This is a genomic window from Pedobacter sp. 22163 (assembly GCF_052045595.1).
Taxonomy (GTDB): domain Bacteria; phylum Bacteroidota; class Bacteroidia; order Sphingobacteriales; family Sphingobacteriaceae; genus Pedobacter.
In genome coordinates, this window is record NZ_JBQEPM010000008.1 from 143,296 (window position 1) to 164,656 (window position 21,361).

General features: G+C 37.2%; 20 protein-coding genes. 6 read left to right on the forward strand and 14 right to left on the reverse strand.

Annotated elements, in window-relative coordinates:
- Window positions 1-75: 75 nt before the first annotated feature.
- Together ACTJKN_RS20340 and ACTJKN_RS20345 are read right to left on the reverse strand one after the other, a co-directional pair.
- Entirely contained in the window at window positions 76-603 is a 528-nt protein-coding gene (locus ACTJKN_RS20340) for a hypothetical protein (RefSeq protein ID WP_230151142.1), read from the reverse strand.
- A complete protein-coding gene (locus ACTJKN_RS20345) occupies window positions 596-1,105 on the reverse strand; it encodes an RNA polymerase sigma factor (RefSeq protein ID WP_440827575.1) in 510 nt (169 codons plus the stop codon). Before ACTJKN_RS20345 ends, ACTJKN_RS20340 begins: the two co-directional genes overlap by 8 nt.
- Window positions 1,106-1,930: 825 nt before the next feature.
- On the opposite strand from ACTJKN_RS20345, the gene ACTJKN_RS20350 reads away from it, so the two are divergent.
- The 3 genes from ACTJKN_RS20350 (at window position 1,931) to aspS (ending at window position 4,768) form a co-directional block, all read left to right on the forward strand.
- A complete protein-coding gene (locus ACTJKN_RS20350; protein ID WP_440827576.1) occupies window positions 1,931-2,335 on the forward strand; it encodes a hypothetical protein in 405 nt (134 codons plus the stop codon).
- 11 nt (window positions 2,336-2,346) lie between these two features.
- Window positions 2,347-2,922: a DUF6882 domain-containing protein gene (locus tag ACTJKN_RS20355; protein ID WP_440827577.1), complete on the forward strand. Its 576-nt coding sequence runs from the start codon at window positions 2,347-2,349 to the stop codon at window positions 2,920-2,922.
- Window positions 2,923-3,022: 100 nt separating this feature from the next.
- Complete coding sequence (gene aspS, locus ACTJKN_RS20360; protein ID WP_440827578.1) at window positions 3,023-4,768, forward strand: aspartate--tRNA ligase; 1,746 nt, start codon at window positions 3,023-3,025, stop codon at window positions 4,766-4,768.
- Between the two features lie 230 nt (window positions 4,769-4,998).
- Here aspS and ACTJKN_RS20365 read toward each other — a convergent pair whose 3' ends face one another.
- The 7 genes from ACTJKN_RS20365 to ACTJKN_RS20395 all read right to left on the reverse strand — a co-directional run bounded on the left by ACTJKN_RS20365 (window position 4,999) and on the right by ACTJKN_RS20395 (window position 10,076).
- Entirely contained in the window at window positions 4,999-5,436 is a 438-nt protein-coding gene (locus tag ACTJKN_RS20365) for a hypothetical protein (RefSeq protein WP_440827579.1), read from the reverse strand.
- A complete protein-coding gene (locus tag ACTJKN_RS20370) occupies window positions 5,423-5,800 on the reverse strand; it encodes a phage holin family protein (RefSeq protein WP_440827580.1) in 378 nt (125 codons plus the stop codon). Before ACTJKN_RS20370 ends, ACTJKN_RS20365 begins: the two co-directional genes overlap by 14 nt.
- A 53-nt stretch (window positions 5,801-5,853) precedes the next feature.
- The gene (locus ACTJKN_RS20375) at window positions 5,854-6,120 is read right to left on the reverse strand and encodes a YtxH domain-containing protein (protein ID WP_025142262.1); all 267 of its coding nucleotides are present in this window, start codon (window positions 6,118-6,120) and stop codon (window positions 5,854-5,856) included.
- A gap of 72 nt (window positions 6,121-6,192) precedes the next feature.
- A complete protein-coding gene (locus ACTJKN_RS20380; RefSeq protein WP_440827581.1) occupies window positions 6,193-7,242 on the reverse strand; it encodes an AI-2E family transporter in 1,050 nt (349 codons plus the stop codon).
- Between the two features lie 64 nt (window positions 7,243-7,306).
- On the reverse strand, window positions 7,307-8,722 hold the full coding sequence (locus ACTJKN_RS20385) for a sigma-54-dependent transcriptional regulator (protein WP_440827582.1): 1,416 nt from the start codon (window positions 8,720-8,722) through the stop codon (window positions 7,307-7,309).
- Window positions 8,723-8,873: 151 nt separating this feature from the next.
- On the reverse strand, window positions 8,874-9,653 hold the full coding sequence (locus ACTJKN_RS20390) for an enoyl-CoA hydratase/isomerase family protein (protein ID WP_440827583.1): 780 nt from the start codon (window positions 9,651-9,653) through the stop codon (window positions 8,874-8,876).
- 3 nt (window positions 9,654-9,656) lie between these two features.
- Entirely contained in the window at window positions 9,657-10,076 is a 420-nt protein-coding gene (locus ACTJKN_RS20395; protein WP_440827584.1) for a cobalamin B12-binding domain-containing protein, read from the reverse strand.
- 316 nt (window positions 10,077-10,392) lie between these two features.
- On the opposite strand from ACTJKN_RS20395, the gene ACTJKN_RS20400 reads away from it, so the two are divergent.
- Window positions 10,393-12,048 (forward strand): glutamine--tRNA ligase/YqeY domain fusion protein, encoded by a 1,656-nt coding sequence (locus ACTJKN_RS20400; protein WP_440827585.1) that lies wholly within the window; start codon window positions 10,393-10,395, stop codon window positions 12,046-12,048.
- A gap of 214 nt (window positions 12,049-12,262) precedes the next feature.
- Here ACTJKN_RS20400 and ACTJKN_RS20405 read toward each other — a convergent pair whose 3' ends face one another.
- The gene (locus ACTJKN_RS20405) at window positions 12,263-13,099 is read right to left on the reverse strand and encodes an N-acetylmuramoyl-L-alanine amidase (RefSeq protein WP_440827586.1); all 837 of its coding nucleotides are present in this window, start codon (window positions 13,097-13,099) and stop codon (window positions 12,263-12,265) included.
- A gap of 113 nt (window positions 13,100-13,212) precedes the next feature.
- Here ACTJKN_RS20405 and ACTJKN_RS20410 point away from each other — a divergent pair, with 113 nt between their 5' ends.
- The gene (locus ACTJKN_RS20410) at window positions 13,213-14,892 is read left to right on the forward strand and encodes a dipeptidyl-peptidase 3 family protein (protein WP_440827587.1); all 1,680 of its coding nucleotides are present in this window, start codon (window positions 13,213-13,215) and stop codon (window positions 14,890-14,892) included.
- Window positions 14,893-15,017: 125 nt separating this feature from the next.
- Here the strand turns inward: ACTJKN_RS20410 and ACTJKN_RS20415 are convergent, their stop codons facing one another.
- On the reverse strand, window positions 15,018-15,764 hold the full coding sequence (locus ACTJKN_RS20415; protein ID WP_440827588.1) for a LytR/AlgR family response regulator transcription factor: 747 nt from the start codon (window positions 15,762-15,764) through the stop codon (window positions 15,018-15,020).
- A 7-nt stretch (window positions 15,765-15,771) separates the two neighbouring features.
- Window positions 15,772-17,373: a sensor histidine kinase gene (locus ACTJKN_RS20420; RefSeq protein ID WP_440827589.1), complete on the reverse strand. Its 1,602-nt coding sequence runs from the start codon at window positions 17,371-17,373 to the stop codon at window positions 15,772-15,774.
- Between the two features lie 320 nt (window positions 17,374-17,693).
- Between ACTJKN_RS20420 and ACTJKN_RS20425 the strand changes: the two genes are divergently transcribed.
- On the forward strand, window positions 17,694-20,135 hold the full coding sequence (locus ACTJKN_RS20425; RefSeq protein WP_440827590.1) for an outer membrane beta-barrel protein: 2,442 nt from the start codon (window positions 17,694-17,696) through the stop codon (window positions 20,133-20,135).
- A 158-nt stretch (window positions 20,136-20,293) separates the two neighbouring features.
- Here ACTJKN_RS20425 and ACTJKN_RS20430 read toward each other — a convergent pair whose 3' ends face one another.
- Together ACTJKN_RS20430 and ACTJKN_RS20435 are read right to left on the reverse strand one after the other, a co-directional pair.
- Window positions 20,294-20,788 (reverse strand): GNAT family N-acetyltransferase, encoded by a 495-nt coding sequence (locus ACTJKN_RS20430; RefSeq protein WP_440827591.1) that lies wholly within the window; start codon window positions 20,786-20,788, stop codon window positions 20,294-20,296.
- Window positions 20,785-21,345, reverse strand: a complete 561-nt coding sequence (locus ACTJKN_RS20435) for a thiamine pyrophosphokinase (RefSeq protein ID WP_440827592.1) — start codon at window positions 21,343-21,345, stop codon at window positions 20,785-20,787. The genes ACTJKN_RS20430 and ACTJKN_RS20435 overlap by 4 nt, the downstream gene beginning before the upstream one ends.
- Window positions 21,346-21,361: the final 16 nt, after the last annotated feature.

The following is a 21,361-nucleotide window of genomic DNA, read 5'->3' on the forward strand; positions in this document are numbered from 1 at the left end:
ATGTTAAATCAGGTTTCGAGACCGATTGACTACTATTATTGCGTTTTCTACGTTAGGTGTAAAATTCCTCTTAAATTAAATCTGGTTAACCCTTTTATAATCGTCAACCTGGTTAATAATTAATAATTGTTGTTTTAATAACTGCAGTTGTATTTCGCGGTTTTTAACCATGGCCTTTACCACAAAAGTTTGGTTGGGCGAGGTTGGCAGCTCTGCTTTTAATCTTTCGTAATCTTCATCAAGCTTTTTCAGATCGGCAGTAAATTTTTTATACAACTCTGGATTCGCAGAAGCGAAAATGGCCAAACTATCTCTTTTTTCGGTAATTAAACCAGCGAAGTGCACTTCTTTTTTTGCATATGAAGCACTAACGTCGGCTATTTCTAAATCTTTGTTTTGTAATTTTCCTACGTATAACCAGGCTAAACCGAAAACCACCACGATAGCTGCTGCTGCACTCATCCATAAATACAGCTTTACCGGCTTTTTTTTCTTTTTGTTGTCTAATTCCTGTTCAATCTTTGCCCAAAGTCCTGCCGATGGCTCCATTACATCGAAAGCTTTACGGTTTTCCTTTACAAAGGTTTCTAATCTGTTATTCATCTCTCATCCCTTTCTGTTCTAAAATACTTTTTAACTTCTTTTTCGCCCTCATGTACTGTGTGCGGCTTGTATTTTCACTTATTTTTAAAATGTGTGCAATTTCTTCATGGTCGTAACCCTCTAAAAGGTATAAACTCAATACCACTCTATAGCCATCTGGCAATTCGGTAATGGCTGTTCTAATTTCATCAGCTTGCAACCGTACTTCACTGTCATCAAAACTATCCTCATCAGGCACTTCCGATACCTCATCGGTACTTACAAACTCCATCTTACGTTTACGTAAATAATTGATGGACTTGTTGATCACGATCTGCTTTAACCAAAGTCCGAAAGTGGTTTCCTGCCTAAAATCTACAATTCTGGTAAAAGCATCTAAAAATGCTTCCTGTAAAACATCTTCTGCCTCTTCTTCGTAATTTAAAATGCGCAGCGCTACATTATACATGGCCTTTGCATACAGCTTGTACAATTCAAACTGTGCTGCGCGGCTGCCCTGCATGCATTTTTTTACTAGTTCTAGGTTCTTATCGATGTATACGGCTTCCAAAATTTCGAATATTCTGATTATAAGACATAAGGGATTTTAAAACGTTGCATCAAGGTAGAAAAAAAGTTTAAAAATATGTTAATACAGTATTAAGATAGAATCAAATGTGCGGTTATGCCCAGGAGCGAAGCATAAATTGACTTCTTCATTCCGGTAAAAAAATGTTTTTATATGTAATAGGAAATGATTGGTGCTGTGCTTTTGGCTTTTTAGTCCCGCTTTTTGGTACGAGTTCCGATAAAGAATCGGAAGCTCTTCCCGGCAATCGGGTTTATTTGACAAAGTTTGGTGCCCTGAAGCAAACCGCTGTTAACTAAACCCGACAGCAGCGGTTCCGATCCTTCATCGGAATTAGCGAATAGCGGGGCTACAGCACCTATGAAACGCTACCTTTCCATTTCCAGAATGTAAAAGTCTTGAATAATATTTGGAAATGATTGGTTCTGTGCCTTTCGCAATTTCAGCCCCGCTTTCTGGTACGAGTTCCGATGAAGAATCGGAATCTCTTCCCGGCAATCGGGTTTATTTGACAAAGTTTGGTGCCCTGAAGCAAACCGCTGTTAACTAAACCCGACAGCAGCGGTTCCGATCCTTCATCGGAATTAGCGAATGGCGGGGCTACAGCACCTATGAAACACTAACCTTTCATTTCCAAAACCTAAAAATAATTTATACTCAATACAAAACAAGCAGTTTCATGTTTTGATATTTGTGGAAAATCAGCTAGCTAACCATCATAAATTTGAAATCCCTGATACAAACAATTAACTTCATGCCATGGAAACCGATTTAATCATTTCAGCAATAAACGAGATACACAAAAAAGCAGATCAGGCTTTAGAAAGTAAGGATATAACTGCCTATACTGCGATGTTTGATGATAGCTTAACTTATACCCCTGCAGAAGGTATAGCGCTTAATAAACGCGATTATACAATTGATTTAAAAAAATATTTTGGTCATATTAAGGAAATCCATACCAGTCATTACCGCATTAAATCTTCTTTTGAAAACGAAGTTTTTACAGAAAAAATTGCCCGGAAATCAGTTATTTTAAAGCCGAATCTGCTTATTTTTTCTAAAAAACAAACTATCCAAACTGAGGAAATTTACCATTGGAAAAACATTAAAGGCGAATGGAAAGTAATCGCTATTGAAATTACCTTGGAGGAAAAATATTAGCGCTCGTTTAAATGATAAGAATATTAAAGGTATATACCTTAGTGCTAGCAGTTTCCTTTGCAAGCTGCAAAAATAAAACTTCTTCAAAAAAGATCGAACTGTTGGATACGGTTTCATTTGAAGAGCTTTCAAAAATTTCATGTGAGTATCTTAAAAACCAGCAAGCTCATTGCATGGAAAAATATAAAATTGGTAAATATGAAAGATGGGATTACGACCAACGGACCGGTAAACTCATATTTAGTGATCAGGGTGTGCGGAAAGTTATTATTGACTATGAGGAAGTCGGATCCGTTTCGTTAAAATCAAATACATGGTTGTGGGCTTGGGGTAACTCCTCCATAGAAGAAAATGTAAAAAAAGAAATCACAACCATTAGAACTTATGGTATTAAGAGAGGATTTGAAAGTCTTTTAAAAGCCAAATGGTCTGCTGACATTGTTGATGGTTGGGATATGGCTGCAATTTCAGCATATATTTTGAAAGCTAAGGGTGTTTATCGTACTCCAAGTCATGATAATAAGTTGTTTTCATTTATGCTTTTCAAAAAGATTACTGTCGTAGATTCTTTACCCAAAAAGAAATAGCAGTTTAGATGTTTTCATTTGATAGAAAAAACATAAAATCTTCTACTCTAAACTTTAAAACAAAATCGGTATTTTTGCCGCTCAATTTAGATTACATTATATGTTAAGAACAGTAACTTGTGGTGCATTAAACCTAAATAACTTAGGCGAAAGTGTTACGCTATGTGGTTGGGTACAAAAATCAAGAGATTTAGGCGGTATGACTTTTATAGACATCCGTGATCGTTATGGCATTACTCAGTTGGTTTTTAACATGGACGATAATCGTGAGCTTTGCGAAGCAGCACGTTCATTAGGCCGCGAATTTGTAATTAAAGCAATTGGTACCGTTGTAGAAAGAAGCAATAAAAATCCAAAAATGGCAACCGGTGATGTGGAGATCAAAATTTCTGCATTAGAGATTTTAAATGCTGCAAAATTACCTCCGTTTATGATCGACGACGAAACTGATGGTGGTGATGAATTGCGCATGAAATACCGCTATTTGGATTTACGCCGTAATCCGGTTCGTAATAACCTTGTTTTACGTCATAAAATGGCACAATCGGTTCGCCGTTATTTAGATGCTTTAGATTTTATCGAAGTAGAAACGCCTGTTTTAATTAAATCTACACCAGAAGGTGCGAGAGATTTCGTGGTGCCTAGCCGCATGAATGAAGGCGAGTTTTATGCTTTGCCTCAATCGCCACAAACCTTCAAACAATTGTTAATGGTTTCAGGTTTCGACCGTTATTTCCAGATTGTAAAATGTTTTAGAGATGAAGATTTAAGAGCCGACCGTCAACCTGAGTTTACCCAGATTGATTGTGAAATGTCTTTCATCGAACAGGAAGATATATTAAACACTTTCGAAGGTTTGATCCGTACTTTGTTTAAAGAAGTACGTAATTACGACTTACCGGAAGTACCGCGTATGCAATATGCAGATGCGATGCGTTTATACGGTTCTGATAAACCTGATACCCGTTTTGCGATGCAGTTTGTAGAGCTTAACCACTTGGTAAAAGGTAAAGGCTTCCCAGTTTTTGATAATGCAGAATTGGTAGTGGGTATCAATGCAAAAGGCGCTGCAAATTATACACGTAAGCAGTTAGATGAATTAACCGATTTTATCAAACGTCCGCAGATTGGTGCTACAGGTTTGATTTATGCGCGTCATAACGAAGATGGAACCATTAAATCTTCAGTAGATAAATTCTTCAACGAAGAAGACCTTAAACAATGGAGTGAGGTTTTTGAAACGGAAAAAGGCGATTTATTGTTGATTTTAGCTGGCGCTACCGATAAAGTGCGCAAACAGTTAAATGAGCTTCGTTTAGAAATGGGTAACCGCTTAGGTTTACGCGATAAAAACACATTTTCTGCCCTTTGGGTATTGGATTTTCCGTTGTTAGAGTGGGATGAGGAAACAGAGCGTTACCACGCCATGCACCACCCCTTCACTTCGCCTAAACCTGAAGATATTGCCTTATTGGATACCGATCCTAAAAACGTACGTGCCAATGCTTACGATATGGTAATCAACGGAACTGAAGTTGGTGGCGGATCGATCCGTATTCACGACAGAGCATTACAGGCTTTAATGTTTAAACATTTAGGTTTCAGTGCAGAAGAAGCACAAAAACAATTTGGTTTCTTAATGGATGCCTTCGAGTTTGGCGCACCTCCACATGGCGGTATTGCCTTTGGTTTCGATCGTTTAACTTCAATTTTCGCAGGTTTAGATTCAATCCGTGATGTGATTGCTTTCCCTAAAAACAATTCAGGCAGAGATGTGATGATCGATAGTCCAAGCACTATTGACGAGAAGCAATTGAAAGAATTAAAAATTAAAACAGATTTATAGGCGGATCTGTCATGCTTAACTTGTTTTACAGGTAGAAGTAGTATTTTCAATTGCCTTGTAGCTACTGCGTGGTCAGCATCTTTTTAAGGAGACGCTGATCCCGATGTTAAATCGGGACAGGGTGACGCAACACATAAGAAAGCCTCAGGATTTAAATTCTGAGGCTTTTAAATTTACGGTCCTTTTCGCACCTTGCTCACTAATGAACAAATGAATGATGAACCATTTAACTAGTAAGTTTCACTATCAGGCGGGATGCCGTAGTCTACAAATTTCTTTTCTTTTTTCTCTTTCTTTTTCCCCAACCAGCTCTTCACAGAATTAAAGATTGCCGACAAATGTTCCGCATCAAGCGATTTACCAATTTTTCCTGAAACCAGACCTACAGCCGCTTTGGTTAAAAAACCAGCGCCTCTAAATATGGTTTTATTCATAAACATTGGCAAAAGCAACGACATGGCGGTTCCACTAATATTTAATTTTTCATCGGCTTTAAACAGGTTACTTGGCGTAGCATACCGCTTGATCAGCGCGCCTAAGGTAAATTGTTTAAAATAAGCTTTCGTATCCGATTTAAGCATATTCTGCTTAAGGGTGTACTCAACCTTAAGTTCTAATTTTCTAGCCTGCAGGTCTTCTAGGTTACGGATGTCTTTATACCTTTTCATCTTCCTCCTTATCTGCAAGCTTATCAAAGTATCTTCTAATGGCTACATTAATAATTGCCTTTTCGATATACTTATCTTTAGTTAAATAAACACCCAGTGCCAATAGAATATAGAACAAGGAAACGCAACCAAAGCCTCCGGCATAGCTACCCAAAAGCTCAGACAGATAAAGCGCCAAAGTTACCGAGCCAAATAAAAAGGCCAATATAAAACAAACAATAACTACCGTACTGGTTACTAAATCGGCAAAAACTTTAGAGACTTTTTCTACGAGGTAAAGTCTTGTATACTCAACCCTGGCCTCTAAAAACCCCTTGGCATCGTCTACAAGATCTTCAATGCTTTTATCTTTATTTTCCTGCATAATTCAGATTGATATTTAACCGGGCTTTGCCCGGCTATGCAATATTTATTTTATTACGCGTGTTCTACGTCGTCACTGTATTCTTCTTCTACGCTTCTTAATTTCGTTTTGATGGAGCTTACCACTTTATCCTTTAAGCTGGCAAGGTTGTTAATTTCATCAGCAGCTTTATCTTTGATAGAATCGCCCAGGTCTTTTAGCGACTGGCTTAATTTATCGCGGGTTTCATCACCTTTATCTGGTGCGAATAAAATTCCTAGCGCCGCACCAGCAGCTAATCCTGCTAAAAGCGCAACTACAACTTTTGAGTTATCATTCATAATTAATGTATTTAAGGGTTTAACAATTATGTACAATATAAAACTACTACATTATTTATTGTTAAGCTATATTTATAACTCCGTATGCTCGTTATTTGTTTTAATTCTTTCCAATCTTTCTGATGCAAGCGTACTGGTTTCGTAAATCTTAACGAGCAATATAAAATAAGATAACAGTAGCGGGCCAAAAACAAGGCCCAATATTCCAAATAAAGGGATACCAATAATTACGCCAATTACTGTAATTATAGGGTGAATATTGCCAACTTTTTTTGCAATAATAAACCTGAGCACATTATCGATATTGATGATAACTACAAAACCAAAAATAAGCATGGCCCAGCCAGCAAAATTATTCCCGTTCGCAATCTGCAAAATCGCAGCTGGAACAAAAACAACAGGTGGCCCTAAAACGGGCACAAAAGAAATAAATGTTGTAATTACCCCCCAAAATACAGGGTCTTTATAGCCCAAAACATAAAAAGAAAGACTCAAAAGCGAACCCTGAACGAGGCAGATCAGCCCTTGTCCTAATACATTTGCGTAAGTTGTATTTCGCATTTCATCTCCAAAACGAAGTGCATTCTGTTCTCTGAAAGGCGCATATTTAATTAATGAAAATTCGAATTTTCTTCGCTCTATTAACATAAAGTAGAGTAAAAAGTACATCACCAATAAACTTAATATAATATTTACTGCACTCGATATTAAGGATGGGAAAAGCTGAGTGGCCCAATTCCCTAAGCGGTTTAATCCTTCCTGAATAAGATCCTGATTAATTTTAACCGGAATAAGATGCTGTAATTTAACCAATAGGTTCCTGAAAAACACTTCATTGTTCCGCAATTCCGAAATTTTACTGATAACCATACTACTTAATGCATAAAAAGGCATTACGATGAGTATGATACTGATGGTGATAAGAAAGATAGCCGTTACTCTTTTATTCCATCCCTTATTTTCTGCTAAATGGATATAGGCCGGCCGCATTATCGTATAAAGCACCAAAGTACTTAAAATAGCACTAAAAATACTTTGCAAAGAATACGCAATTAACACCCCAAGCGCAATAATAATGACCAGGTTAATGTTATTGCGTTGTTTATAAGAGAATACTGACATATTTAGATCATAAGGGTATTCTTTAAATGCTAAAATGGCTGATTTTGTTTTCTATATTTAAAATTTATATCCCATCATCAACCTCGATAAATTTGATTTTATTGTAAAGTGTTTTTCTGTCGATATTTAATATTTTTGCCGCCTTGGTTTTGTTGAAATTAACCGCTTTTAGCACTTCTAAAATAGCCATATATTCGGCTTCTTTAGCCGTATTTCGCAAATTAAGTGATTGATCATTATTTAATTTTAGCTGCAAAGGAAGCGCTTTTTTTTCATGCTGTGTCTTAGGATAATCAGTCATTCTAAGCTCCAATGGTAAAACATGCGTTTCTATGCGATCACCATCGGTTAATAAAGCAATCCGTCTGATAACATTCTTTAGCTCACGTACATTACCTGGCCAATTGTATGCTAATAAACATTTCATCGCTTCATCAGAAAAGCCTTTAATCTTTTTGTTCAACTCTTTGTTTACTGCGGCCAGAAAACGTTCAGCAAAGATAAGGATATCATTATCCCGGTGTTTCAGTGATGGAACATGTATAGAAAATTCATTAAAACGGTGATATAAATCTTCCCTGAATATACCCTTTTGAATCCCTTCCACTAAATTTTCATTTGTAGCTACAATAAGCCGCACATCCAGATCAATCTCCTTCGTACTTCCAATCCGCTTTATTTTCCGTTCTTGAACGGCCCTGAGTAAAGTTGCCTGGATCTCATATGATAAATTACCGATCTCATCAAGAAATAATGTACCGCCATTAGCTTGCTCAAAGTGACCGATTTTAGTGAAGGCTGCTCCGGTAAATGCCCCTTTCTCGTGTCCAAAAAATTCACTGGCGGCTAATTCTTTTGTTAAAGAACCACAATCCATGGCGATGAAAGGTTCTCTGCTACGCGAACTATTTTGGTGAATGGTTTTAGCAACACATTCTTTCCCTGTTCCACTTTGCCTCGTTAAAATGACGGTGTACCCTGTTCGTGCTATGAGTTGGATTTGTTTCAGTAAAAGTGCCGATGCATCGCTCTCTCCATTTATATATTCCGGACCATTTAGAAAATCGGAAATAACATTACTATCAGCGCGTTCAAAATTTTTAGGTGATTTTAAAGCCTCTTGCGTTTCAAGGGCTTTATTTATGGTATTTAAAATTTCATCCGGGTAGAGCGGTTTAACAATATAATCGTAAGCCCCTAGTTTTATCAATTCTACGGCAAGCTTAATATCCGAATAACCTGTAATAATAATCACACTGGTAGCCGGATAGTTTTCTTTAACGTGGATTAAAATCTCTTTCCCGTCCGTATCATCCAAACGATAATCGCATAATACCAAATCGAATCTCTCTTTTTCAAGAATTTGTAAAACCGTTCTACCAGTTGTTACATTCGAAACTTCAAATCCATTTTTAGTTAAAAACTTGCAGAGCAATAAACCGATGCTAATTTCATCGTCAACAATGAGTATCTTTTTCATGAGTAGCGTTATTATTATAAAAACCCATATGTAGTGATAAACACATGAGGGTTAATAATTAATTAACATAATTACTCAAAATAAATTGCATTGAAAAATTTTTGCAACACTTTCGTTACACCATATATCGGATTAATACTACACGGGCATGCTATTTTCCAGAAAAATTTGCTTTTCTCTTTTCAACAAATGCAGTTACGCCCTCTTTAAAATCGGCAGTTTCGAAGCATTTGCCAAATTCTTCAATTTCGGTAGCGTAACCATTGCTGTTATTTACAGCTGCAATTACAGATTTTATTGCTGCCGAAACAGCCAGTGGTGCACGTTGCTTAATAACATTCAGCAGCTCTTCAGCCTTGTTAATTAGATCTGGCTGTGGAACAACATAGTTTACAAGTCCTATTTTTTCTGCATCCGAAGCTGTAATCATATTAGCAGTCGTAATCATTTCTATTGCTTTACCTTTTCCAACCAACTGTGTAAGGCGCTGGGTACCGCCATAACCGGGAATTAAACCTAACGTAACTTCAGGTAAACCTAATTTCGCATGATCTGATGCGATGCGTATGTGGCAGGCCATGGCCAACTCCAGTCCTCCACCCAAAGCAAATCCATTAATTGCTGCAATAAATGGCTTTGAAGAATTTTCAATGGCATTAAAAACCAGATCATGACCACGTTTTGCTAATTCTTCTCCCTGTTTACCACTATAATCAGAAAACTCTTTAATATCAGCTCCTGCAACAAAGGCTTTTTCGCCTGCTCCGGTTAAGATAACGCCTCTTACTTCGTCGGTTTTACCTGCGAAAGCAATTACATCTGCCAGTTCAGCCAAAGTATCTTTGTTTAAAGCATTCAGCGCTTTTTCACGGTTGATGGTAACGTATAAAATGTTTTCTTTTATCTCTGAGATTAAATTCTGGTATGCCATAACTTAAAAATTTCTATTTTCTGTAACCCAATTCTGAATATATTCTACAATACTTGCCATTGTTGTACCTGGAGGAAATAGCTCCCCAACACCCATATCTGCCAGTTTTAACCGATCAGTTTCCGGGATAATCCCTCCGCCGGTTAACAACACATCATCTAACTGTTTTTCTTTCATAAAATGAATAATCTTTGGAAAAACCGTCATGTGTGCGCCCGATAGGATGGAAATCCCGATGGCATCAACATCCTCCTGAAGCGCTGTGTTTACCACCATTTCTGGTGTTTGGCGTAAACCGGTATAAATTACTTCCATGCCTGCATCCCGTAAGGAAGTTGCGATTACTTTAGCCCCTCTGTCGTGGCCATCCAATCCAACTTTAGCTACTAAAACGCGGATAGGCCGATTTAATACTTTGCTCATAAATGAATATTAAGTTGACGTAAATGTATAGAATTTATTAAGCAATGTAAGTAATAGTTGATGGAACATGCAATGAGCCTGCCTTTGCTAATTAGTGCAAAGTATTGATATTAGCCATGGTTATTTTTACTGAATGAGCCAATTCTTCCATTCAATGATTCAGTCATTTTACTATTCAATCACTGTTTATCTGTATTTTAATCGTAATTAATGCACGCTTAAGCTATCGGCTATCAACTATGGGCTAATAAACCTATAATCATTGTATAAATCCGCTCAATCTTTTTACATTTGCATTCCTAATTTACAGGTTTTTATGAGTGAAGAGAAGTCATTGAACTTTATTGAAGAAATTGTTGAGAACGACTTAAATAGTGGTAAGTATGAAACTTTGGTTACGCGTTTCCCGCCAGAACCTAATGGTTATTTACACATCGGCCACGCGAAAGCAATATGCTTAAATTTCGGACTAACACAAAAATACGGAGGCTATACCAATCTGCGTTTTGACGATACCAATCCGGTAACAGAAAAAACAGAATATGTAAACAGTCAGCAAGAAGATATCAGATGGTTGGGTTTTAACTGGAAAAATGAATTATATGCCTCAGATTATTTTGATGAGCTGTATGGTTTTGCCGTTAAACTGATCGAAAAAGGTTTGGCTTATGTTGACGAGAGTTCTGCAGATGAAATTGCAGCTTTAAAAGGCACGCCAACAGAACCAGGACAGGATAGCCCATACCGTAACCGCAGCATTGAAGAAAATTTAGACATTTTCACGAAAATGAAAAATGGCGAATTTGCCGATGGCGCTTATATTTTGAGAGCAAAAATCGACATGGCCAGTCCGAATATGTTAATGCGCGATCCGATTATCTATCGCATCAAACATGCCGAACATCACCGTACCGGTAACAAATGGTGCATTTATCCGATGTACGATTTTGCTCACGGCCAAAGCGACAGTATCGAAAACATCACGCACTCTATCTGTACATTAGAATATGTTTCACATCGCGAACTGTACGATTGGTTTATCGAAAAACTAGAGATTTTTCCTTCGAAACAATATGAATTTGCCCGTTTAAACCTTACCAGCACGGTAATGAGTAAACGTAAGTTACTTCAACTGGTTAACGAAAACTTAGTAAATGGATGGGACGATCCGCGCATGCCTACAATTAGTGGTTTGCGTAGGAGAGGTTTTACACCGAAGAGCGTACGCGAATTTTGCGAACGTATTGGTATTGCCAAACGCGAAAATTTAATTGAGCTAAGTTTACTGGAATTTTGTATCCGCGAAGATTTAAATAAAACGGCTAACCGTGTAATGGCGGTTTTAGATCCGATTAAACTAGTGATTACAAATTACGAAAAAGGAACAGAAGATTTAATCGGCGAAAACAATCCAGAGGCTGAAGATGGTGGTGGCACACGTGTGATCCCTTTCAGCAACGAACTTTGGATAGAACGTGACGATTTTATGGAAGTACCCGCAAAAAAATGGTTCCGTCTGGCACCCGGTGCAATGGTCCGCTTAAAATTTGCCTACATTGTTAAATGTGAAGATTTTGTGAAAGATGAAAACGGAAACGTTACCGAAATTCATTGTACTTACATCCCTGAATCAAAAAGTGGGAATGATACCAGCGGCATAAATGTTAAAGGAACCATCCATTGGGTAAGTGCTCCACATGCCAAAACTGCCGAAATCCGTTTGTACGACCGGTTGTTTACTTCTGAAACACCAGATGCTGAAGAAGGAGATTTTAAAGATTACCTAAACCCTGAAAGCTTAACGGTTTTACCTAACGTTTATATCGAGCCAGCCCTGGCAGATGCAGATCTGGAAAGCCGTTATCAATTTATCCGTAAAGGTTATTTCTGTTTAGATAGAGATTCTACTGCAGATAAATTGGTTTTCAATAGAACAGTAACACTGAAAGATACATTTAAAAAGCCAAATTAATTAGCGTTTTTAAACCACAGATAAACACGGATGAACACAGATTTATCCGTGTTTTTTTTACAATTTGTATTCCAATGCCTGAGAAGAGAATATGGGCTAGTAAATATTAGCATTTGTTTTTTGCACTATAAACTTCGGGCTTATTCCACTTTTAAAGATCCTGAAACCAGTTCAGGATGACGGCATGAGTGTAATCTACGCCAAATCCCTCCACTTAATACTTCGCATATACATTATACAAAACCAATATGTCTACCGGTGTTAAAGTTGGTGTAATATCACTCTGGATAAAATGGATTTTAAAAGCGGTGATTGCTGCAGATAGATTACTGGTATCGTAACCAATATATTTTAAGGCCATTTCGGTATTAAAATCTACCGGAGGGTTTTTCAGCACATCATCATACCAATAGCCAAAGCCTTTATCCGCCAGTTTTTTCCAGGGGAAATTTTTAGGATCATTTTTACGCTTAGGCGCTATATCGGCATGACCGATAAAATTCGCTGTCGGGATACCATAGGTTTTCTTTAAAGTGGCCAACAACTTTAGCAGGCTATTGATCTGTGCATCAGGCCATGGGTCAGTCAAGCCATTGTTGTCCAGTTCAATTCCTATCGATGAAGAGTTTAAGTCGGTATCTTTCCCCCATTTACTCACGCCAGCATGGTTTGCTCTTAAATAGTCATTCACCATATGCACTACTTTACCATCGCGGCTGATCACATAATGGGCACTTGTACCTGCCTTAGTGGAGAAAAATGTCTTTATGGTCTGTGCCAAACTATCTTGCGCCGTATGATGGATCACCACAAAATTCGGTTTACGTATCCCAAAATTTACAGAACCAATCCATTCCTGGTTTGTTGCTCCTAATGAATCGTAAAGTTGACCAGCTGGTGGCGTGGCATTGATTATTTTCGAAAAATCCTTTGCCTTTTCTTTATAGATTTTTTCCGTTGCAGCATATTTGCTGCTTCCGCAGGCAGATAAAATAAGGACAAGAGAAAAAGCGGAAATAGATAATAATTTCGATGACTTGGAAAATAACATGGTATGAACGGTTAGCAAGTTGAAGTTACAAAGTTATCTTAAACTTCACCCAATGCATCAAACTTTATACAAAGCTTTCAAATTTTACTAATTTAGCAGCCATATACTTTAATATGAAGAATTTATACAAATCAACCCTGTTTTTATCGGTAGTAGCTATTTCTGTAGGCGCCTTATCGTCTTGTACCGGCAATAATAAATCTAAAGATGAAAAGGCTGTAGTAGTAGAAAAAGATAGTCTGACCAATTATGTTGCACAACGCCTGCCTATTTACGAAAGGGTAAAATTAACCACTAATATAAACGAGTTAAGTGTTAACGACCGTAAAATTTTGCCTTTATTAATTCAGGCAGCAGAAATTATGGATCAATTATATTGGAAGCAAGCCTACCCACAAAGAGATAGCTTACTCGCTACTATTAAAGATGAAAAAACACGCGAATTTGTTAACATCAATTATGGTCCCTGGGATAGACTAAATAATGATAAACCTTTTGTTGAAGGTGTTGGCGCCAAACCAGAGGGCGCATTTTTTTATCCGTACGGTATTACAAAAGAAGCCATAGAGCAATCGGACCTTGCTGATAAGTTTGGCGCATATTCGGTTATTCAAAAAGACAGTACTGGCAAATTATCAACTGTACCCTATCACGTATTATTTGCTTCAGAATTACAAAAAGCAAGCTCGTTATTAAAACAGGCCGCTTTAATTGCTGAAGATGCCGGTTTAAAAAAATATTTAAACTTAAGGGCCGATGCGTTGGTAACGGATAATTTTACCGCAAGTGATTATGCCTGGTTAGATATGAAAACCAATGGTTTGGACATTATTATCGGCCCGATCGAAAATTACGAGGATAAACTGTTTAATGCCCGTACCAGTTACGAAGCTTATGTTTTAATCAAAGATAAAGAGTGGAGCAAGCGCTTGGCAAAGTATGTAAAAATGCTTCCTGAATTACAGAAAAACCTGCCGGTAGCGGCGAAATACAAAACCGAAACACCTGGAACCGACTCTGAGTTAAATGCATATGATGTGGTTTATTATGCAGGGGACTGTAATGCCGGATCGAAAACCATTGCCGTTAATCTTCCGAACGACGAAAAAATTCAACAGGAAAAAGGTACACGCCGTTCGCAGTTGAAAAATGCTATGCAGGCGAAATTTGATAAGATCCTGGTACCGATTTCAAAAGAATTAATTGAAGCCGATCAGCAACAATACATTAAATTTGATGCTTTTTTTGCAAACGTAATGTTTCACGAAGTAGCTCATGGTTTAGGCATTAAAAAAACCATTACCGGAAAAGGTTTTGTACGTGCGGCATTAAAAGAACAGTATAGCTGGTTGGAAGAAGGCAAAGCCGATATTTTAGGCTTGTATATGGTAACAGGCTTACTTAAAAAGGGGGAGTTGAAAGGTGACATAAAAGATTATTACACCACATTTATGGCTGGTATTTTACGTTCTGTTCGCTTCGGTATTTCTGAAGCGCATGGAAAAGCCAATATGCAATGCTTTAATTATTTTCAGGAGAAAGGTGCTTTTGAGCGTACCGCTAAAGGCACTTATAAAGTAAACTTCGAAAAATTTGCAACTGCCATGAACGATTTAAGCGCATTCATTCTTACCCTTCAGGGTAACGGCGACAAAGCTGCGGTAGAAAAAGCACAAAAGGAAAAAGCGGTTATTCATACAGAACTTCAGACAGATCTGGACCGGTTAACCAAAAAGAATATTCCGGTTGATGTTGTTTTCGAACAAGGTGTTGATGTACTTGGCGTGAAATAAAAGATTTTTTACTTAGGAATTAAAAGGCCATAGATATGCATGCGTAAGCTTGTTTATCTGCGGCTTTTTTCTTTATAAATTAGGTTTACTGCTGAAACTGGTTAATAATAAAGGCTTTTATTCTCCTAGAGCTGCTGCAAGGCTTGTTTTACACTGTCTTTGTTGGGCTTAGAAACGGGTATCTTTTCCCCAGAGCTTAATAGTAAAATACCACCGTCTTCTTTTAGCCAGCTTTTTACATATTTTGGATTTACTAAATGGCTTTGGTGAGTTCTTAAGAATCCGCTGGGGCGCAGTAAATCTGCATATTCTTTAAGTGATTTGGAAACCAAAATTTTTTCATTACTTGAAAGAAAAAAGCGGGTATAAGTATTGTCTGCCTCGCAACGTATAATTTCTGATAAAGCAACATATCTTATTTCGCTTTGCATCTGTAGGGCAATCTTGCTAACATTCGTTTCAGGCTTTTTTAATTGTTGCAGTAAAAAATCAAGCTGTAGATTTTGTATTTGTGTTGCCAGTTTATGTTCGGCTTTATTTACTGCCTTTATCAATTCTTCAATATCAACGGGTTTTAAAAGATAATCTAAGGCGGCAAATTTTACTGCTTGTATCCCATATTGATCGTATGCGGTAACAAAAATAACTTCGAAATTACGGGTTGGAAGCAGCTTTAGTACATCAAAACCTGTTTGCTTGCCCATTTGAATATCCAGAAATACCAAATCAGGTGAATATTTTTCAATAATATTAACCGCATCATTAATATTTTGCGCTGTTGCCATTATAGTTACCTGCGGACAGTGCTTTTCTAACAAAGTCCGCAGGTTTTGTAAGTTGGAAATTTCGTCGTCTATTAAAATTGCCTTCATTATAATGTTATAGCCAATCGGTTAATGTTAAGCTTATTTTACTGCCGTTTGTGCTTGGCTGTATAGCTAAAGTAAAGCGATTTTCCTTATAAATACTATTTAAGAGTGCTATTCTACTGTTACTTAATTGAAGACCTAAACCATTGTTCTTTTTTTCTGTGTCAAATCCATTTCCATTATCGATAACAGTTAACACCAAATCATTTGCCTGCTTGGTAAATGTGATTACAATTTTTCCGTCGGTTGCTTTTTTCGATATGCCGTGCTTCACCGCATTTTCTACAAAAGGTTGTAGCAGCATGCTGGGTATTTCTACGTTATCCAAATCTAAGTTTTCGGAACAGTTAATTTCGTACTTAAAGCCAAACCGCAATTGCTCCATTTGCAGGTAATCGTCTAGTAGCGTTTTTTCCTGTGATAAACTAATCAGTTCTTTATCATCAAGTACGTTACGGGTTAAGCGGGCAAACTTAGACAGGTATTTATTGGCATTGTCTATTTCATTCTTATTCATCAAGTTTTGAATGCCAGAGAGTGCGTTAAACAGAAAATGAGGGTTTAATTGCGCACGGATGGAGTTAAGTTGAAGTTTTGCCGTGTTTTTTTGCTGCTCCTGTTCCACAATCTTTTTCTTATTTCTTTTTTTGACGAAGTAAAGGACAATAAGAAATACTAATCCAATAGCAAAAGCTACAATAAGCGTATAAATAAAAAATTCTTTTTTGGTATAATTTTCTTCAGCTAAAGTGACTGAAAGTGTATATCTGGTAATATATTTTTCTATTTCCTTTGGCGAAACAGTCCATTTAATTCGCGGCTGAATGATAATTTCATAATCTCCTGACTTTTTAAAAATAGTTTTGTCAATATTTATATCAGGTAAAGGCTCATGTTCTTTACTAATTATGCCGCCATATCGCCAAATAGTGGATTCAAAAATTATTTTATTGGTTTGCTTGTCTTTTATCGTGGTGTAGTAGAGATAATCAATATCTGATATGTCCTTAACAATGGTTAGCTCATCTTCCTTTTCGGTTAAAGCAATTCTTGTTCTGTCTTTTGGATTGATGATCCATTTGTAATCAACGCCTTGGTCAGTTTTGAAACGCTTTGAAAAAGATAAGATCTTTGCTCTCGGAATTGGTTTTCCGTAAAAAATATTTTTGTAAACATCCTGTGGCTTTTTGATGTCATAAGTTATTATTGTAATGATTTTATCTTTTATAGGGAAGATACCAAAAGTTGTAGAACGGAATATTTCTTCATCCCCTCCTGCATGGGTATCTTTCAGTTGCGACATGTCGATCGACTTATTTAGCACAATTGGTTTATTGTCTACTAAAATGGTGTACCGATAGTGTTGTACACTAATATTCTTTCTAAAATTAATCGAGATACTTACATTGTTTACTTCGGGCAAATAATTAAAGGATGTATAGGGTTGGTTTGGAAATCCCAGTGAGTATACAACATTTTTAGCTGAGCTGTCAACACACATGAGCATTTTCCCGCCAGCAGCATAAATAAGATTAAAGTTGATGCCTTTTTGTGCATTTACGGTAGATACCGCAACAATGAGGCTGAGAAATATGAAGATTGTCTTTTTCATAATGTTAAGTCTAATTTTCATCAAACTTCTAGCAATAATAGCAAAACTAAAACCATAAAACAGGAAAGGTAGCGTTTGAAATAGCAGATGTATTGTTTTGCGCAGTATTTGAATATGATCAATGGAAATAACCAGACTCCGGACTTTTTCACTTTCCCTGTAACCTTTTTAAAAAACGGTCGTCTTACCTATAACTAAACAAGCGGAAACCTTTCGTTTCCGGGCTAAACTTTAAAATAAGCAAGCAATTAAATTGAAAGCGCATGCACATGCGGTATAGAAATCTTTTTGCCTATTTTTTTAAGAATAAACACCTAAAAATGAAAACATTATACAGAATATTACTTATCGTTACTTTCCTTTTTACCGTTACGGCGGGTTTTGCGCAAACAAATCCTAAACCAAACATTAGTGGGGTAATTTTAGATGAAGCCAAAAAACCTGCAGATTATGTTACCGTTGTGCTCTTTAAAGCATCCGATTCGAGCGTAGTTAAAACGGCATTTACCGATGCAAATGGAGCATTTAATTTTAATGTTTCGGGTAAGGGGAGTTATTTTTATAAAGCCAGTAATATGGGTTATAAAACGCTTAAAAGTAAAACCATCGTTTTAACAGAAGATAATCAAAAGGTAGATTTCGGAACGGCCCAGCTCACTGCAAGCACTCAAAACTTAAAAGAAGTGAATGTAGCTGTAACTAAACCATTAATCGAAAGAAAAATGGATAAGATCGTGATGAATGTTTCCAACAGTTCGGTTATGACAGGTTCTACTGCGCTGGAAGTTTTGCAAAAAGCACCAGGTGTAACGGTAGATCAGAATGATAAGATCTCGATGATGGGTAAACAAGGCGTGCTAATTCAACTGGATGGAAAACAGACCTATATGAGCAGTGCCGATGTGGCGAACCTACTGCGTAACATGCAGAGCTCAGAGATTGAGAGCATTGAACTGATTACTAATCCGTCTTCAAAATACGATGCTTCAGGAAACTCAGGAATTATCAACATCAAAACGAAGAAAAACAAAAACGGCGGAACAAACGGCAGTATAAACGGATCTTTAGGATATGGTAAAAACCTAAGGGCAAATGCGGGTTTAAACCTGAACCACCGTACACAGAAACTTAATCTTTTTGGTAACTACAACTATGGTAAGTTTGAGCGTGATAACCTGATCGCTATCGACCGGATTTCGAATGGTACACCCGATATTTACTTTATGCAGGTAGGTGAAAGCAAAAGAAAACAATATAACAATAACCTTAAAGCAGGTTTAGATTACTTTATCGATAAGAAAAACACCATTGGTATATTGGTAAATGGCTATTTTAACCATGGAAATGAAACTGCGGGAAACAACACTTTAATTGGCCCATCTTTTAACCAGGTAGATTCGAGCCTGATAACCAATTCATTGCAGGCAAACAAATACAATAATGTTTCTTATAACTTAAATTATAAGTCTGTTCTGGATACCGCGGGTTCAGAAATCTCGGCAGATGTAGATTATTCCAAATACAAAGGAAACGATGGTTCTAATTATGAGAACGATTATCGGTTTCCCAATGGAAACAGCATCCGCCCGATCAGGTATACCCGGAATAACACGCCATCGATAATTGATATCAAAGCATTTAAAGTCGACTATAACGTCTCGTTAAACAAAACCGTTAAACTTGAAGCCGGGATTAAAAGCAGCTGGGTTAAAACCGATAACGACCTTCAGGCGGAAGAGTTGGTAAGCAATGCCTGGCAGAACGATGTAAAACGAAGCAATCAGTTCGTATACGATGAAAATGTAAATGCGGCTTATACCAATATAAACAAGCAGTTTAAAAATACCAGCGTACAAATTGGCTTAAGGGTTGAGCAAACCAATTCGAAAGGAAATCTGATTACCAAAAACACAGTTGTAGAACGAAATTACTGGGATTTCTTTCCAACATTATTTGTTCAACAAACGCTCTCAAAAAACAATCAGTTGGGCTTTTCTTATAGCAGAAGGATAGACCGCCCAAGTTACGATGCTTTAAATCCCTTTATTTATTACTTAGATGAATTCACCTATAGTAAAGGAAATCCATTTTTAAATCCGCAGTATACACACAATTTTGAACTTAGTTATACACTATTGCAAAAATACATGCTCTCAATTGGCTATAGCAGAATTAACGATGTAATTGCAGAGGTAATTTTGCCCGACGCAGCGAATCAATCTTTATATCAAACCAATGCAAATATTGCCACCAACATTAGCTACAACGCCAATTTAAACGTACCTGTTCAGATTACAAAATGGTGGCAGACCAATAATAACTTAAATGTTTTTTACCTCAGTTTCAAATCGCCGGATTTGGCCGGGAGCGCTTTAAAAACCGGAAAAACCTCTTTCCAATTTAAATCGCAACAAACCTTTACCATTATGGATGGTTTTACTGCAGAGATAAACGGCAGCTACGAATCACCGCTTGATTACGGTACCTTAAGTTTAAAAGCCCGTTATTACGTGGATGCGGGTTTAAGCAAATCACTCTTCAACAAAAAAGCAAGTTTAAAACTGGCCTTATCTGATGTATTTAATATATCTGAAAACAATTTATCAAGCGCCTATCCAGGTTTAACTTACTCAGTACATCAAAAAAATGAAACCCAAATTGGTAGAATCAGTTTTACCTATCGTTTTGGTAAAAACGAAATTAAACCGGCGCGCCGCCGTGCAACGGGTACCGAAGCAGAACAAGGTAGGATGAAAAATTAGGGGGTGATTTATCGTCATTTCGACCGTAGTGGAGAAATCTTTGGACTATGTTAAAAGATTTCTCTCCCGAAGCTTCGGGACTGCGCTTCAGTCGAAATGACAATCCGACTATACCTCGCCCTTGATCTGTGTCCCCACAGACCAAATCATTACAAAAATTAAAATTTATATTCCATTACATAATCATCCATAAAGTAACCTTCGCCTATATCAAGTTTTACCGATTCTTTAATGGTAAAACCTCCTTTTAGGTAAAAATCTTTGGCTTTATTATGTTTGTTCACATTCAATTGTAAAGCACTTCCTCCGGCGTCTTTTACCTGGTTAAAAACCTCGTTAATTAAGATTTTCCCCACACCTTTACCATGTGCAGATGGCAGCACATAAAGCTTGTGCAGTTTGTAAATACGCTCTTCGTGCCCTATAATAGAATATCCTGCAAAACCGAACTGATTTTCGCCTTCCTCTGCAATCAGGAAAATATGCCCTTCCATAAATTGCTTTAGGAGCTCCCCTTTGTTGTACATTTTATCCAACATGTAATCAATCTGTTCCTGCCCGATAATATCGAGGTAGGTTGATGGCCAGGTTGCCGCAGCAATAGCCCTGATGATTTCTATATCTTCTTCTTTTGCTTTTCTGAGGGTAATCATATTGGTTCGCTAATAAAAATTGGTTGTCCTGAAAAGGTAAATTCTACAAAGCCATCTTTAACTACAGTAAAAATTTCTTCTTCATTCTGCACCAGGTTAGTTACTTCGATATATCGGTTGCCATGGATCAGGAATTCACTTCCTGCAGGTTTCCAAACAGAAAAACCCGATTTTATTGCATAATGTTTTGCCCTTTCGGTAAATACCACCAAATTAATTTTGTCTTCAAATCCGGCAAACTTCTCCAGATCAAATTTCTTTGCAATTACATTTACCGCGGGATATTTCTCTTCGTACAAATAATTAATAGCCACCATTAAAGCATCAACAGGGCCTTGAATTACTTTTGTATCCTCTTGTGTTTCCTGTCCATTCCCGTTTACAAGCACATCTACCTTTAAACCTAAAGAAAAAATTTTATCATAATTTTCTCCGTTAACCAAAAGCGTTGGGCTCCATTCGAGCAGTTGCCCCAAAAGCTCTTCATTAAAATTCCCAAGCTCATCGATGTATAAAGCTGGCTCTTGTTTTTCTTTTACAATATGGTGTGAAGACATACTGCGAATATAGAAA